Source organism: Streptomyces sp. NPDC051218 (assembly GCF_044455475.1).
In the GTDB taxonomy this organism is placed as follows: domain Bacteria; phylum Actinomycetota; class Actinomycetes; order Streptomycetales; family Streptomycetaceae; genus Streptomyces.
The window spans coordinates 261,933-275,680 of record NZ_JBITEU010000007.1 but is presented as its reverse complement, the minus strand read 5'-3'; the positions used below and the strand labels follow the sequence as shown (position 1 = coordinate 275,680).

17 protein-coding genes are annotated in these 13,748 nt (G+C 68.3%); 8 read left to right on the top strand and 9 right to left on the bottom strand.

Annotated elements, in window-relative coordinates; genetic code table 11:
* The first annotated feature begins 50 nt into the window (after window positions 1–50).
* Window positions 51–965 carry a carbon-nitrogen hydrolase family protein gene (locus ACIBCK_RS22515; RefSeq protein WP_399392794.1) on the top strand — a complete coding sequence of 305 codons (915 nt, stop codon included), beginning with the start codon at window positions 51–53 and terminating at the stop codon, window positions 963–965.
* On the opposite strand, the gene cynR is transcribed toward ACIBCK_RS22515, so the two are convergent.
* Complete coding sequence (cynR, locus tag ACIBCK_RS22510; RefSeq protein ID WP_399392792.1) at window positions 935–1,894, bottom strand: transcriptional regulator CynR; 960 nt, start codon at window positions 1,892–1,894, stop codon at window positions 935–937. The two genes, ACIBCK_RS22515 and cynR, sit on opposite strands and share 31 nt — an antisense overlap.
* Before the next feature lie 133 nt (window positions 1,895–2,027).
* Here cynR and ACIBCK_RS22505 point away from each other — a divergent pair, with 133 nt between their 5' ends.
* Both ACIBCK_RS22505 and ACIBCK_RS22500 read left to right on the top strand, forming a co-directional pair.
* Complete coding sequence (locus tag ACIBCK_RS22505; protein WP_399392790.1) at window positions 2,028–2,537, top strand: nucleoside deaminase; 510 nt, start codon at window positions 2,028–2,030, stop codon at window positions 2,535–2,537.
* 141 nt (window positions 2,538–2,678) lie between these two features.
* A complete protein-coding gene (locus ACIBCK_RS22500; RefSeq protein WP_399392788.1) occupies window positions 2,679–3,122 on the top strand; it encodes a DUF4190 domain-containing protein in 444 nt (147 codons plus the stop codon).
* 69 nt (window positions 3,123–3,191) lie between these two features.
* Here the strand turns inward: ACIBCK_RS22500 and ACIBCK_RS22495 are convergent, their stop codons facing one another.
* From ACIBCK_RS22495 to ACIBCK_RS22485, 3 genes are all read right to left on the bottom strand, one after another.
* Window positions 3,192–3,821, bottom strand: coding sequence for a hypothetical protein (locus tag ACIBCK_RS22495; protein ID WP_399392787.1), 630 nt, complete (start codon window positions 3,819–3,821; stop codon window positions 3,192–3,194).
* Window positions 3,822–4,177: 356 nt separating this feature from the next.
* Window positions 4,178–4,777, bottom strand: a complete 600-nt coding sequence (locus tag ACIBCK_RS22490) for a DoxX family protein (RefSeq protein ID WP_399392785.1) — start codon at window positions 4,775–4,777, stop codon at window positions 4,178–4,180.
* 209 nt (window positions 4,778–4,986) lie between these two features.
* A complete protein-coding gene (locus ACIBCK_RS22485; RefSeq protein ID WP_399392783.1) occupies window positions 4,987–5,292 on the bottom strand; it encodes a hypothetical protein in 306 nt (101 codons plus the stop codon).
* Between the two features lie 352 nt (window positions 5,293–5,644).
* Here ACIBCK_RS22485 and ACIBCK_RS22480 point away from each other — a divergent pair, with 352 nt between their 5' ends.
* From ACIBCK_RS22480 to ACIBCK_RS22470, 3 genes are all read left to right on the top strand, one after another.
* Window positions 5,645–6,439 carry a hypothetical protein gene (locus tag ACIBCK_RS22480; protein WP_399392781.1) on the top strand — a complete coding sequence of 265 codons (795 nt, stop codon included), beginning with the start codon at window positions 5,645–5,647 and terminating at the stop codon, window positions 6,437–6,439.
* A 113-nt stretch (window positions 6,440–6,552) separates the two neighbouring features.
* Complete coding sequence (locus tag ACIBCK_RS22475; RefSeq protein ID WP_399392779.1) at window positions 6,553–7,191, top strand: hypothetical protein; 639 nt, start codon at window positions 6,553–6,555, stop codon at window positions 7,189–7,191.
* A 422-nt stretch (window positions 7,192–7,613) separates the two neighbouring features.
* Window positions 7,614–7,904 (top strand): hypothetical protein, encoded by a 291-nt coding sequence (locus ACIBCK_RS22470; RefSeq protein WP_399392777.1) that lies wholly within the window; start codon window positions 7,614–7,616, stop codon window positions 7,902–7,904.
* A gap of 140 nt (window positions 7,905–8,044) precedes the next feature.
* On the opposite strand, the gene ACIBCK_RS22465 is transcribed toward ACIBCK_RS22470, so the two are convergent.
* Complete coding sequence (locus ACIBCK_RS22465; protein WP_399392775.1) at window positions 8,045–8,587, bottom strand: DJ-1/PfpI family protein; 543 nt, start codon at window positions 8,585–8,587, stop codon at window positions 8,045–8,047.
* Window positions 8,588–8,649: 62 nt separating this feature from the next.
* On the opposite strand from ACIBCK_RS22465, the gene ACIBCK_RS22460 reads away from it, so the two are divergent.
* A complete protein-coding gene (locus ACIBCK_RS22460; RefSeq protein ID WP_399392774.1) occupies window positions 8,650–10,038 on the top strand; it encodes a CoA transferase in 1,389 nt (462 codons plus the stop codon).
* Window positions 10,039–10,162: 124 nt separating this feature from the next.
* Here ACIBCK_RS22460 and ACIBCK_RS22455 read toward each other — a convergent pair whose 3' ends face one another.
* The 4 genes from ACIBCK_RS22455 to ACIBCK_RS22440 all read right to left on the bottom strand — a co-directional run bounded on the left by ACIBCK_RS22455 (window position 10,163) and on the right by ACIBCK_RS22440 (window position 13,270).
* Window positions 10,163–10,993 (bottom strand): hypothetical protein, encoded by an 831-nt coding sequence (locus ACIBCK_RS22455; RefSeq protein WP_399393126.1) that lies wholly within the window; start codon window positions 10,991–10,993, stop codon window positions 10,163–10,165.
* Between the two features lie 78 nt (window positions 10,994–11,071).
* A complete protein-coding gene (locus tag ACIBCK_RS22450; RefSeq protein ID WP_399392772.1) occupies window positions 11,072–11,740 on the bottom strand; it encodes a hypothetical protein in 669 nt (222 codons plus the stop codon).
* Complete coding sequence (locus tag ACIBCK_RS22445; RefSeq protein ID WP_399392771.1) at window positions 11,673–12,326, bottom strand: hypothetical protein; 654 nt, start codon at window positions 12,324–12,326, stop codon at window positions 11,673–11,675. The genes ACIBCK_RS22450 and ACIBCK_RS22445 overlap by 68 nt, the downstream gene beginning before the upstream one ends.
* Window positions 12,327–12,538: 212 nt before the next feature.
* Window positions 12,539–13,270 (bottom strand): SDR family oxidoreductase, encoded by a 732-nt coding sequence (locus ACIBCK_RS22440; RefSeq protein WP_399392769.1) that lies wholly within the window; start codon window positions 13,268–13,270, stop codon window positions 12,539–12,541.
* 75 nt (window positions 13,271–13,345) lie between these two features.
* Between ACIBCK_RS22440 and ACIBCK_RS22435 the strand changes: the two genes are divergently transcribed.
* Window positions 13,346–13,723, top strand: a complete 378-nt coding sequence (locus ACIBCK_RS22435; protein ID WP_399392768.1) for a MerR family DNA-binding transcriptional regulator — start codon at window positions 13,346–13,348, stop codon at window positions 13,721–13,723.
* The last annotated feature ends 25 nt before the right edge of the window (window positions 13,724–13,748 follow it).

Below are 13,748 nucleotides of genomic sequence, written 5' to 3'. Positions count from 1 at the left end.
AGTGCGCCTCGCCCCCACCGTCACCTTCTCGATTGGCCCGGTGATCCCCTGTGTCCCGTCCCCTGCCGCTGATCCTCGCCCAGGCACCCGGCCGCCCCTTCGGTGACCTGGCCGGGTTCGCCGCCGACGTGGAGCGGCGTGTCCGAGGGTGCGCTCCCTCCGCCCTGGTCGTCTACCCCGAGCTGCACCTCGGCGAGACCTCGACCGGCTTGCAGGCCGCGCCCCAGGAGGGCGCAGAGCCTCTCGACGGGCCCCGCGACGCCACACTCGCCGAGCTCGCAGGCGACCTGGGCATCTGGCTCGTTCCCGGCAGCATCTACGAGCGCGGAGGGGACGGCCACGTCTACAACTCCGCCCCCGTCTACTCCCCGCAGGGCAAGCGCATCGCCTCTTACCGCAAAATCTTCCCCTGGCGCCCGTACGAGACGACGCAGCCGGGCAGGGAGTTCACCGTCGTCGACCTCGACGGCATCGGCCGGATCGGGCTCTCGATCTGTTACGACACCTGGTTCCCCGAGGTCTCCCGGCACCTGGCCTGGATGGGCGCCGAACTGATCGTGAACGTCGTGCGCACCTCGACGAGCGACCGCGCTCAAGAGGTCGTGCTCAACCGTGCCAACGCCATCGCCAACCAGATCTTTGTCGCCAGCGTCAACGCTGCCGCCCCCTCCGGGGTGGGCCGGAGCCTGCTGATCGACCCGCAGGGCACGGTCCGTGCCGAAACCCCGGCGGACGGGGACGCCACCCTCACCGACGTCATCGACCTGGACGAGACCGGCAACGTCCGCCGCTTCGGCACCGCCGGGCTCAGCCGCATCTGGGACCAGTTCCGCCCGGACGACCAGCCCGTGCCGTTGCCGCTGTACGGCGGGCGTATCGACCCCACGACCTGGAACCCGACACCCGCCGCCCAGCAGGGACCATGGCGAGCAGCTCACCCCTCGGCAAGCTCTGTCGTCAGCTGAGAAGTACCTGGCGCTCCGGCCTCGCCCGGCCCGGCGGGCGGCAGACCAAGCTCGCTCACGAGTGTGCGCAGCAGCCCGACGAAAGCCTGCAGGGCCGCCGAGCGATGCCCGCCCGACCGGGTCAACAGCGCCGCGGTGCGGTGCGGCAGCGGCGGCCGCAGCGACACCTGTGAAAGGCCCGACCGGTCCAGGATCACGGCTTCCGGCAACACCGTGGTCAGCGCCCCGCCCCGTACGATCTCAAGGAGCGCCAGCGCCGAGTCCGCCTCGACGGCCACCCTTGGTGCGGCGCCCTGGCCGGCGAAGTACGCGTCGATCCGGGCGCGGGTTGCGAAGTCGCCGGCGAGCAGCGCCAACTCCCGTCCTGCCAGCTCATCGACGCTCAGCGGCGATGCGCCACCTGCCCCGGGGCCCGCGACGACAGCGAGCGCCTCGATGAACAGGGGCACGGCCTCGACGCCGGGCACGGGATCGCCGGTGAAGCCGATCCCCGCGTCCATCTCGTCGGCAAGCACCGCCTCCCCGATGTGCACCTGCGTCGCCTCACGGACGCTCAGGTCGAGCCCCGGGTGGCGGGCATGCAAGGCGGCCATGAGCGGTCCGACCAGGTAGGCGGTGAAGGTGGGAGTAACGCCGAGCCGCAGCCTGCCGCGCGAGAGATCCCGTACGTCCTGCACAGCGCGGTCGGCGGCGGCGAGTTCGCGGAGCGCCCTTCTCGCATGGTCCACGTACACCTCCCCGGCGTCAGTGGGCCGCACAGCGCGCCCGGATCGATCGAGCAGCGGCAGGCCGACAGCCCTCTCCAGCACCCGGATCTGCTGCGACAGGGTCGGCTGGGAGACGTGCATGGCATCGGCGGCCCGAGTGAAGCTGCCGTGCTCCACGACGGCGAGGAGATAGCGCAGGTGCCGCAGTTCCACAGAGGCCATATCGCCAGCGTAACGCCATGTATAGCCCTCACCAATGGGAGGCATCGTCAGCGCGTCTTGGACTCTATAGCTCCAGGTCAGCCACACTGGTGGAACCGGAAATCAGTCGAACGGATCCGCCCGGAGGCACCTCATGGATTTCATCCAGCGCACGATCGACCTGGCCCGCTCCAACGTATTGGACGGCGGACGCCCCTTCGCCACTGTCATCGTCAAGGACGGCGAGATCATCGCTGAGCGCGCCAACCAGGTCGCCCAGACCCACGACCCGACGGCGCACGCCGAGGTGCTGGCCGTCAGGGACGCCTGCATGAAGCTCGGCACCGAGCACCTGATCGGCGCCACGATCTACGTCCTGGCCCAGCCGTGCCCGATGTGCCTGGGCGCGCTCTACTACTGCTCCCCCGATGAGGTCGTCTTCGTCACGACCCGCGACGCCTACGAGCCGCACTACGTCGACGACCGCAAGTACTTCGAACTGAGCACGTTCTACGACGAGTTCGCGAAGCCTTGGCAGGAGCGCCGACTGCCGATGCGCCACGAGCCGCGCGAGAGCTCCGTGGACGTCTACCGTCTTTGGCAGGACCGCAACGGCGGGGATCGCCACGTCCCGGGCGCGCCGGCGGCTGACGACAGCCACTGAGCCACTGAGGCGGAGGGCGGGCGGCTCCGGAACCGCCCCGGAGCGCCCGTCGCGAGCGCGCGAGCGCATGCGCGGGCCGCTCGGGGGCACTCGGGCACGTACGACAACGCCCTGGACGGCAACAGAGATGGATGTGATGGCATGTCATTCTCCGACCGGTCCCAGCCCCAGCCCCAGCCCCAGCCCTCGGCATCGCACGATTACACGCAGTCCCACCCGCACCCACACCCGCCTACAAGATCGAGCAACGGCATGGCGGTCACGGCGCTCGTTCTGGGCATCGTGGCGCTCGTCTTCTTCTGGACCGTGATCGGCGGTGTCGTACTGGGCCTGCTGGCACTGGTCTTCGGCATCATCGGCGCACGCAGAGCACGTGGCGGGCGGGCGCCGTACGGCAAGATGTCCGTCATCGGAGCGGTGCTCGGCGCGCTGGGGCTGATCGCCTCCGGTGTCATCCTCGCGATCGGCGCCTCGATCCTCAACTCCGACGAGTTCAAGAATTTCGACGACTGTGTCGACCATGCTGATTCGCAGAGTGAACGCGACGCGTGCGCCAAGGACTTCGACCGGGAGCTGAACGACTGACCTCCCGGCATGGTGGCTTCCGAGGGCGGCGCCGCCCAGCGTCTCGGCCAGGGCAGGCCCGAGCTCTCGTCAGCTGGTGCTGACGTCCGAAAGGCGCGGCAGCTTGTCGAGTGTCAGCGTGAGCGGCCCGTCCGCGGAGGTGTTGCCCTCGACGCACTTCTTCTGCCGTGGCGAGCTGAGCACGTCTTGAAGGATGCCGACGTTGGTCAAGGCCATGACGCTCTGCACGTTGGCATCGACCGGAATGCCGATGCACGGCGTGTTCAGAGTGCCGTCGATCAGCGCCAACGGAACCTCTGCGGGCGCCTCGGCTCGTCGGCTGTCAGCGCCTGGCAGGGGGGAGCCGGGCAGACCCGGCTGTGGAAGCCGGGGCGTGATCCCGAGCAGGGCGCCGTATTTGTCGGTGAGTTCCTTGACGGGGTTGTCGGGGTTCGTGGCGGCATCGGACAAGCAGTCACGAATAATCTCCGGTGAGGCGCCGGCGGGGATCTGCTGAGTGTGGACCATGGCCAGGCCCGGAACTCCGCGATCCAGGACAGGGCTCTCGGGCAGCCCGACACACTCCGCTGTCACCTGACTGATCAGCAGGAAGCCGGGCCCGTCGGGGTGTTCGGGGGCAGCGGTGGCGGGCGGGACGGAGATCATCATCAGGCCCGTCACGGTCAGGGTTGCGGCGGCGAGCACGGTACGGGCGCGCATGAGGAATCCTCCAGGTCGCTCTGCCAGGGACCGAACCCACGATTCCTGCGGTTGCATAGTTTCGCTCGCCGGGCTCCGCTGACTGGAGGAAGCATTTTTCCGGCACGGGCTGGACGCGATCCGCACCAGGCCGCGCCGCCCTCCTGCAGAGCCACGCGCCCAGCGCCGCGCAGGGGCGCAGGGGCGCAGGCGAACTCGTCACATGACGCCGTGACTGTCCGCCTGGACGACCTCACCGCCCGAGCCGCGCTGCACGACCCGCCGCGGCGCGGCGCGGGAGCCTGGCCGTTCCCGTCAGTGTGTTGGTGTTCCAACGCGGTGCCGACCAGGCCCAGCGGGCTTCCCGAAACCCGCCGCTACCGGACCGACCCTGCCGCTTTGCTCAGCGCACCTGCTGCATCGCGCCCGGCAAGGCGGGCTGCCCGGCCACCGGACTTCGCGGCAGTGCGGCCACGGTGAGCCCCGGACTTCACGGCGGAACGACCGCGGGTGGCACCGGACTTGGCGGCGGCTCGTCCGCGGGTGGCGGTGGTGCGGCCGCGGTAGGCGAGGGACGGCTTGCCGTGCGTGTCGGCTGCCGCGATGAGCAGGCCACCGAACAGTGAGAGGTTCTTGATGAACTGGGTGCGCTGGGCGGCTCGGCGGTCCGGGTCCTCCTCCTTCCACCAGGCGTGGCCGGCCAGGGTCGTCGGCACGAGAGTGCCCGCCAGCGCGAGCGCGGCGAAACGCGGAACCCGCCCGGTGGCAAGCATCATGCCGGCGCCGACCTGCACTGCACCATTGATGCGGACCAGGCGTTCGGGGTCCTCCGTGAGACGGGGAATCCGCGAACTCAGGGGAACCGCGACGTGCTCCGCGGCGGAAGCCACGCGCTTGGGATCCCGGAGGGTACTGATGCCTCCCGACAGGAAGACGGAGGCGAGCAAGGGGCGTGCGAATTTCCTGAGAACAGCCATGCACATCGGCTTCCCCCGATACGGCCACTCAGACAGCGTTTCGTGCGAAACCGTCGTCCGGAGGGCGGCGCGTATCCCGGCGTGCTGAGCCGGATCGGCGCGCCAGGCTGGATGGCTCGATCGCGAACCCGGCGCGCCTGGCGCGCGTCCGGCCCCCGCGCACACGGTGGTGGGCGGGGGCCGGACGTCTGCTCTGCCGCTTGCGGGGGTTACCGCTTGTGCGCGGGGATCGAGTCGGTCCCGGCGGGCCTCTCCACCGTCTTGCTGTAGTTCGGCGTAGCGCTCTCGGACTTCTTCGCGGGCTTGCTGTCGGTCCCGGCCGGCACCTTGACCGTCGTGGAGTACGAGCCCTCACCGGTCTTGTGCGCGGGCTTGGAGTCGGTACCAGCCGGGCGCTCGACGGTGTGGCTGTGTCCCTTGCTGGGGGCGGTGGACGCGTTCGCGACGGCGGCGGTCGAACCGAGCGTCCCGAGCGTGATGAGCGCGAACGTGGCGATCGCTGTGGACTTCTTCATGGGGAGTCTCCGTGATCGTGGGTGCTGCTTTGCCTTGCCCTTCGATCCTCACAGCCGGCGCATTTCGTCTCTGTCTCCGTCGGCCTGCGGGGATGAGAAGCCGATGAAAACCGCCGCGTGCGGCGCATCCACTGGGCTGCTGACCAGGGCGTACGGGGCCGTCAGCAGTCTGTGCAGGAAGATTTGCGGTGGAGCAGCCCACCCTTGTGTCCTTTTTGCGGCAAATGCTCCTTAAATCTGTTACATCTCCTACGGGTGGTGTTGATGTGAGGTGCGTAGCTTCGTAGATGTCGCCGCAACGAGGCGGCAACGCACCCCCCACTGAGACCGACCCGAGAGGGCCACCTTCCTCATGCGTACCGCCCGTACTCTGCGCACCACCGCCATCGCCGTAGTCGCCACCGCCGGTATCAGCCTGGGGGCCGCTTCCGGCGCCATGGCCGCCACCGCCTCCCACACGGCCGGCCCTGCGTCCATCAGCGTCGAGTCCATCGCGCACTCCAAGACCAAGAAGCCGAAGAAGGCCAAGACGGTCAAGCTGCGCGACGGCTCCACCGCCAAGGTCTACAAGCTGGGCAAGAACAAGGCCAAGGCCGTCATCTCCGGCCCCAAGGGCACCACGCTGCTCGCCAACGGCAGGACCGTGCACGTCAACCACAACGGCATGCACATCAAGCTCACCCCCAGCGGCTCCATCACCTCCTGGATGGACAAGGCCAAGCCGAAGCCGCACCCCGAGAAGCGTGAGCACGTCCGCAACGACACCCTTGCCGACGGCTCCATGGCCCGCGTCTACAAGTTCTCGCCCACGCACTGGCAGGCCGTCACCTCCGCCGGATCGCTGGATGCCAACGGACGCACGGCTTCCGGCGAGAACAACGGCATGCACGTGACTCTGTCGCCCAGCGGCGTCCTCAAGTCCTGGATGGACAAGGCCGGGGACGAGCCCGCCCCCGCGCCCGTCCCCGATGACGAGGTGCAGCCCGACCCCCAGCCCACCCCGGACGACGAGGTCCAGCCTGACCCGCAGCCCGTCCCGGACGACGTGGTGAAGCCGGCGCCGAAGCCCGCTCCGGACACCGACACCGTCAAGCCCGCGCCGACGCCCGCCCCGGGCACCGACGCCCCGATAGCCCCGGCTGCCTGAGTCGGGAAGCACGCACACGGACAGAGCCTGCCCCGGACACACGTCGGTGCCGGCCCTGTCCGTGTACGGGGAACCCGGTCGGCGGCATCCGGGGGGCATCCGGCATGCGGGCGGTGTCCGATGGGACAAAGCGCGGCCGGCGCCCCTTGCCCCTGGCCGGGGTCTCGCCGCGCGTCGACCGCCCGCTCGGCCCCGGAGATCCCCCCACGCGCCGCATAGCCTGCACCCTCGCCGCAACCGCCGCCCTGACCCTCACCACGGCCACCACCGCGCTCGCGGGCGACGGCGCCACCGCCTCCGTATCCCCGTCCACTGCCGCGCCAGGAGCGACGGTCGAGATCACTGTCTCCTGCCCCAAGAGCGATCAGGAGTCCATCAGCGCCAACAGCCAGGCTTTCTCCGGCGGCTCGGTCCAGCTGACGATGTACGGAGGCGGCGGCGCGAACCTCTACGGCAACCAGACCAACTACCGCGGCTCCGCCGTCCTGGCGGGGGCATCCGGCTTCAAGGGCGACGGGCCCAACGGTGTCGGGAGGAAATCGTCCTGGGGCATCGACGGCACCTGCCCGACCGGCGAGCAGTGGAACACCACGGTCACCGTCACCAACCACCACTGGCGAGGCACCAGGGCCGGAGTCGGCGGCAGCACCACCGCTGGGAGCGTAGGACAGATCGCCCTGGGCGCCGCGCTGGTGGGCGGGGTGGGCTACATCGCGTGGCGGCGCACCAAGACCATCACGCCCGAGGGCTAGAAGCCGCTGTCACCAGAGCTTGAGGCACGGCGGTTCAGCGTCTGCCCGTAGCCGGTGAGAATCACCCTCAAGGCCTCCCCCAAGTCCCTGTGCGCACGAAGTCCATTGGCCACGCCAGGAGTTCACACCTGCACTCGCGAGGCGGCAACAGCACATTCCGACGCGCCGAGACGATCGAATCGGCCGCCGCCAGCTTGAGCACGAGCCCCAACGGAGCTACCTACTCGCCCGCCCTTGTCAACGAAATGACCCTGCTCGCGCGGCACCGAAGGCATTTACGTGAGGGCTTCCGACTCCGTGTACTGGGGTCCTTCGCCTCCCGCCCCGCCTTTGCCTTTCCTTTAGCTTTGTAGGTACAGAAAGTCGCCAACGCACACACAGCGCACCAGCGTGAATGCCCCACCGCTGAAAGGCTCCTCGCGATGACCACCCTGTACCAGCCTCCCTACGTGGCCGACACCCTGCGCCCACGCTTCGAGATCATCGTGAACCGCTACGGCGCGACCCTGGGCACCCGCTCCAGCTCGTACGCCCGCCGCCTGAGTGTGATCGAAACCCGCTCGGCGTCGACCATCGAGCGGGCGCTGCACATGGCTGGGCAGATAGCCCGCAAGCACAACATGATCATCCGCTATCAACTCGCGCGCCGTGAGGGCGAGATGACCTACTACCCGTGCGTGAAGACCGGCGACACCGAGCAGCTGTCGCGCTGAGACCCCGCGCCCGCGCCGACCACATCACCCGCCGGCCCACCGCCTCCTGGAGCGGACCGGCCCGCACCCGCACATCTCTCAGGCGATCCGACCAGACAGGGATCGGGGTACAGCCGGGAGCCCCATGACCGTCGGGGTGGCTAAGAGTGCGGGAAGCCTTGCGTGCGCATGGCGTCGACGAGTGACGCGGGAGCGGTGTGCGGTGAGCCGGTCGCGTACGGCGGCTCGGGGGCGTACTCGATCATCAGCTGCACGATCTGCGCGAAATCGTCTCCGGCAAGGCGTCCGGCGATGGCCAGACCCATGTCTATTCCGGCGGAGACCCCGGCGGCGGTGACGTACTTGCCGTCCGTGACCACCCGTTCATCGTCGACGGGGGTGACGCCGTAGCCATCAAGTCGGCCTTGGTGCAGGCCCAGCCAGTGTGAGGTCGCGCGCCGTCCCTTCAGGAGACCGGCTGCGGCGAGCAGGACGGAGCCCATGCAGACCGACGTCGTGAAGGTGGTCGCGGTGTCCACTTGCTGGAGCCACATCAGGAAGTTCGGGTTGCGGGTCTGGGCGTCGATCGCGGCGATGGCTTGCCCTGGTCGCGCCGAGCACCGCACACCTGCGGCAGCCTGCCTCTTGGCCTTGGTCCGATTGCCGCGCCATGTGTGATGCGCCCCCGTGGCCGGAAGCGCCATCCGCACTTCAAGTCCCAGATCGACCCCTTCCCGGTGGTGACACTCAGTGCCATAGTGTGGGTATGGATTCGTCACTGCCCTCGGGGATCTCGCAGGCTTGGGCGGCACTGGGTGCCGATTCATCGCTGCTCGACCGGGTGTCCTACGGCGGTTCGTCCGGAGGGCTGCCGGCGCGGCTGCCCGTCATGGAGCTGGCGCGCGCCACTGTCGCGGTGTGTTCGCTCGCGGCAGCCGAGCTCACTTCCGTACGAACGCGGCGCCCCGTTCCCCGGGTGCGGGTCGATGACGAGGCAGTCGCGACGGCGTTCCTCAGCGACCGGTTGGTGCGGGTCGACGGGCAAGCGTGGTCGACCTTCTCGCCGCTGTCTCGGTTCTGGCGGGCGACCGATGGATGGGTTCGTACTCACGCCAACTACCCGCACCACCGGGCCCGATTGCTCGCCGCCCTCGGGGTGCCGGAGGACATCGGCGGGAATGAGGCGGACGCCGTGGGCCGGGCGATCGCACGGCTTCCCGCGCTAGAGGTGGAGGAGCGCGTGTACGCGGCGGGCGGCTTGGCCGTCGCGGCACGCAGCCCCGAAGACTGGGCCGCCAGCGAGCAGGGAGTCATGGTCGCGGGGCAGCCGCTGCTGACGATGGCGCGCATCGATGAAGCCCCGGAGCGGATGCCTGGTGGTGGAGCACTACCGTGCGCGGGGCTTCGCGTCCTGGACCTGACCCGCGTGCTGGCCGGACCGGTCGCCACCCGAACTCTGGCGTTGCTCGGCGCCGACGTGCTGCGGATCGACGCCCCGCAGCTGCCGGAGAGTCAGGAGGCCCACAACGACACTGGAATGGGGAAGCGCTCGACCACCCTTGACCTGACAGCGGCCGCCGACCGCAAACTCTTCGACGAACTACTCGAGACCGCGGACGTGGTGGTCACCGGTTACCGGCCGGGCGCACTGGAACGGTTCGGACTGACACCCGAGGCGCTCGCCGAGCGCCGTCCGGGTCTTGTGATTGCCCAGCTCTCCGCGTGGGGCCGTTACGGGCCGTGGCACGAGCGGCGCGGCTTCGACAGCCTGGTACAGGTGGTCACCGGCATCGCCGAGTTGGAGGGTTCGCCGGACTCGCCCGGTGTGCTGCCCGCCCAGGCGCTCGACCACGGCACCGGATATCTGCTCGCGGCCGGGGTCCTACGCGCCCTGACCGAGCAGCACCGCACGGGCGGCACCCGTCTTGTCCGTCTGGCCCTGACGCAGACCGCGCACTGGTTGGTCCACGGTCTGACAAGCGTTCCGGGCGTGGATGAGGGCTTCGACGCCGAGCACCGACTGACCGAGACCGACAGCCCCATGGGCCGACTGCGGCACGCCCTGTCGCCGGTGTCGTACGAGGGGGGCCCGGTGAACTGGGCGCGCCCGCCCGGCCTGTGGGGGACGGACGCCCCCGTCTGGAACGGCGCCTGACGAATACGTTCGAGCGGTGCGCCCGTTACACCGTCGCGCTCGCGTCACGGCCGCCGGAAGGTGGTCCCTGAGCGAGCAGGACTTGAATCAGGTCGGCCGCGGACCGAATCTGCGGCGCGCTGGTTCAAGTCCTGCTCGCTCGGACCGATCGAGGTCGTGCGCGCAGGGCAGGCAACCGGGCGCATTCTTCCGCTCCGGCCAGGCTGTCGCCCAGGGTCAGGAGCGAGAGGATCCGCACCGGCCGGCCGACCGTGGCAGCGGCCTCCAGTTTGTGGTGGCCGTCGAGGAGGAAGTGGGTCAGGCCCCAGTGTCGGTAGTGGTCGATCGGCATCCCGCTGGCGGGCTCGCACACGTCCAGCGTGGAGACCGCTACCGCCATGGGAACCGTTCCCTGCCCCATGAGCGCCACATACTCGCCGACGCGCTCCCTCTCGTTCCACGTCGGAGGAACCATGGGCACGACGAACTCGTACAGGTGGGCGTCCGTGTCGACGGCAGTCTCGAAGGTCCGGTAGTACGGGGTATGTGGGTACTCCGGCAGCCCCCAGAACTGATCGACCCCCCACGTCATGACCTGCTCGCTGCTGAAGTAGTCGGCTTCCGTACCGGGGACGACCAGCCGGGGTTCCACACTCAACAGAAGTGGAAGGTACTCGCCTTCCGGCAGCAGCGCGGCAAAGGCGTCGATCACTCCCCCGTCATCCGGATCGTCCAGCGCCCCGGTAAGCCTTTCCTGCACACCCTCCAGGGACAACTTCTCCCTCGCCGTCTCCAGCCGTCGGAACAGGAACGGGCATGTGCCGCAGTAGAAGCTGAGCTCGAAGGCAGGCTCGTCGTCGACCATCAGCAAGCGGCGCCGTGGCCCGCCGCCGGTCTTCTTCCATTCCGTGTCGAAGCCCAACCGTGCCTCGGGCGCAGGAAGGCCGAGGCTGCGTGGGGCTCCCGATCTGATCATCACGGTTCGACGGTACGGGACACTGCGGGGTTACTCCTCATACGCGGCCTCCCCCTCCCGCGAACCCCGGCTGTCATGTCAGGGACGGCTGCCCGGGGTCGCAGCGACCCAGCGCACCTTGTAGATGCTCCCCGCTGTGTATTTCTTGTCCGCGTCAGCAGGTTTTGCGTTTGGGTTGTTGCATTGTGCGAGCTGCAGCTCGTCGTGCTTCCCCTCGATGAAGAAGTCGATATAAGCAGCGCTGTAGGTGTTGCACGTGCGTTCGTTCTTTACGAAGGTTGCTCCGCGTGCGTAGGCTGCCGCCCCGTCGGAACGGATGGAGAGGCCCTTTAGTTCGTTGAGTGGGTGCTTGTCGTGATTCCACTCAGCCGTACCGGGGATGGGCCGACGAGGCGAGGTGAACTTTTCTCCCGCGGCGTCGGGGTTGAATTCGTATATCGACAGGTCGGTCGTGATGGCCATGGTCCCGCCATCCCGGAACCCGTCAGGAATGGGAGAGAGCTCGTGGGGAGAATCGTAATAGGCAACTCCATTTGAGGCATTACCCTCCCCCCACCCTATATCCCCAAGTTCCTTACCGGTCGTCGGCATCACATACTTTGCAGACTTCTTGCCGAACTTGGGAGTTTTAGGCTTGCCGGAATAGGTGATACCCAGGACCGCCCCCTTGCCGTCTGCTTTATCCAGACCCTTCGTGCTGCCCGACGCCCAGAGCTTCTTTCGCTCTTCGTCCCAAATGAAGGCCATGCGCGGCGGGAAGCTCCACCCAGTCCACATAGTCCCCATCTCCCCAACCGTTTTTTCCATCAGCTGGGCGGGTGGCGGAGTACAGGAAGATTCCACTCGCCGTCGCCACGGCGACATTACCGTCGGGAAGCATTTCGGCAGAATGCGGACTACCGTCCGGACACGCCACGAAGGAGGCCGCTGTCTTCGGCCGTGCGGGCCCTTCAGGGTTGTACGGGATTACTGCGACCCCACCGGCCGAGGAAGCCACCACCACGGACTTCCCGTCCCGCGACAGCTTCGCTTCCGTCGCGCCACCGTCGAAGTACTGCTTCCAGTCTTTTCCGCACTCGCCATAGACCCGTGCAGGAGTGCTGTCCGTGACCCACCAGTCCCACTGCGTCTCGGCCCCCTCCTTCCATTTTTCACTCTTCTTCTTGAGGATGTTCACACGTTCCCCAGCAATGATCACACGATCGGCATTACTCTCTCGGTCCTCCTCGGAAGGTGATTGCACTTCCGAAATCGCCGGGGAAAGGGCCACGGCGCCGGCAGCACACGCGACAGCAGCGCCGATGGCTATCAAGCGGGATCGGGAGGGCTTCATGGAATCTCCTCGGGGCCAGCGAGAAAGCGTCGGCATTGGCGACGAGTACATCACGGCCGGAGGTCGGGGCGCCAGATGAGCAACTTATCTGGCGCCCCGCATAAGCCAGAACCCCGGATGCAAATCCGCCTTTTCTGGTTCCGAATTCCTCCCGTGACCTAGGGCACCCTCATTTCTCGTTGATGCATTACGGAGACGGCCCGCGCCCGCCCCTACCCCCGACTCGACAGCGCCGCCAGGGCCCGGTCCATCGCGGCGTTGAACTCCTCCGGCGCCAGCGGCAGCCGGGACTTGACGTCCCGACTCCACTGGTCGGCGAGGACCTCGGCGGAGCCCGCCTCGACACCGTCGAGCGCCGCGTCGGCCAGGTCCGAGGGCGCGATCTTGTCCACGGGCCAGCCCGCGGCCATGTCGGTGTCGGCCAGGCCGAGGTGCACCGCCGTCACGAGCGTGCCCTGCTCGGCGAGCTCCAGGCGGACGCCGTTGGTCATGGCCCAGGCCGCGGCCTTGGTCAGGTGGTAGGCATTGGCGCCCTTGCCCCCGAACCACGACATGGCGGAGAGCACGTTGACGATCGCTCCCCCACCGTTCCCGGCGAGCGCCGGCGCGAACTCCCGGATCATTTGCAGGTGGCCGAACACGTTGGTCTCCAGCTCGTGCCGTACCACGTCCAGCGAACCGGTCACCAGGTCTGTTCCCGTCTGGATTCCCGCGTTGTTGATGAGCAGCGAGACGTTCGCGGCAACCTCGGCGGCGGCCTTCACGGATGCGGGATCGGCGATGTCGAGGGTCAGTACCTCGGCCCCGGGCAGGTCCACGGTCTCCGGTCGGCGGGCCGTGGCGTATACCTTGCGGGCGCCCCGTTCGAGCAGGCGCTGGGTGAAGGCGCGGCCCAGGCCGCGGTTGGCTCCGGTGACGAGGGCAACTGAGTTCTTGATGTCCATGCCCGGTACGCTAAAACCTGACGTTGACGTCAGAGGCAAGTGCTGGACGTCCAGGCCGAGGTGAGAGGAATCACCATGACCGTCACAGAGGCCGCGGCCGAGCGGCTGGTCCGCATCGGCGAGGTGGCGCGCGGCGCCGGCATCTCCGTACGCGCCGTGCGCTACTACGAGCAACAAGGGCTGCTCAGCGCGGAGCGCAGCCCATCCGGTCAGCGCCTCTACCGGCAGGACGCCATCACCCTGGTCCGCTTCTTCCAGCAGATGTACGCCGCCGGCCTGACCAGCCGAAGGATCACGGAACTCCTTCCGTGCTGGGACTCCGGGCACACCGACGCCGATCAACGTGCCATGCTGCGCGCCGAGCGCGAGCGTATCCAGGCCAAAGTCTACGACCTTCAGGCTGCCCTGGACCGCCTCGACGAGGTCATCGCGATCACGGACACGCACCCGTAGGCGCGTTCGGTCGGACGTCGCACCA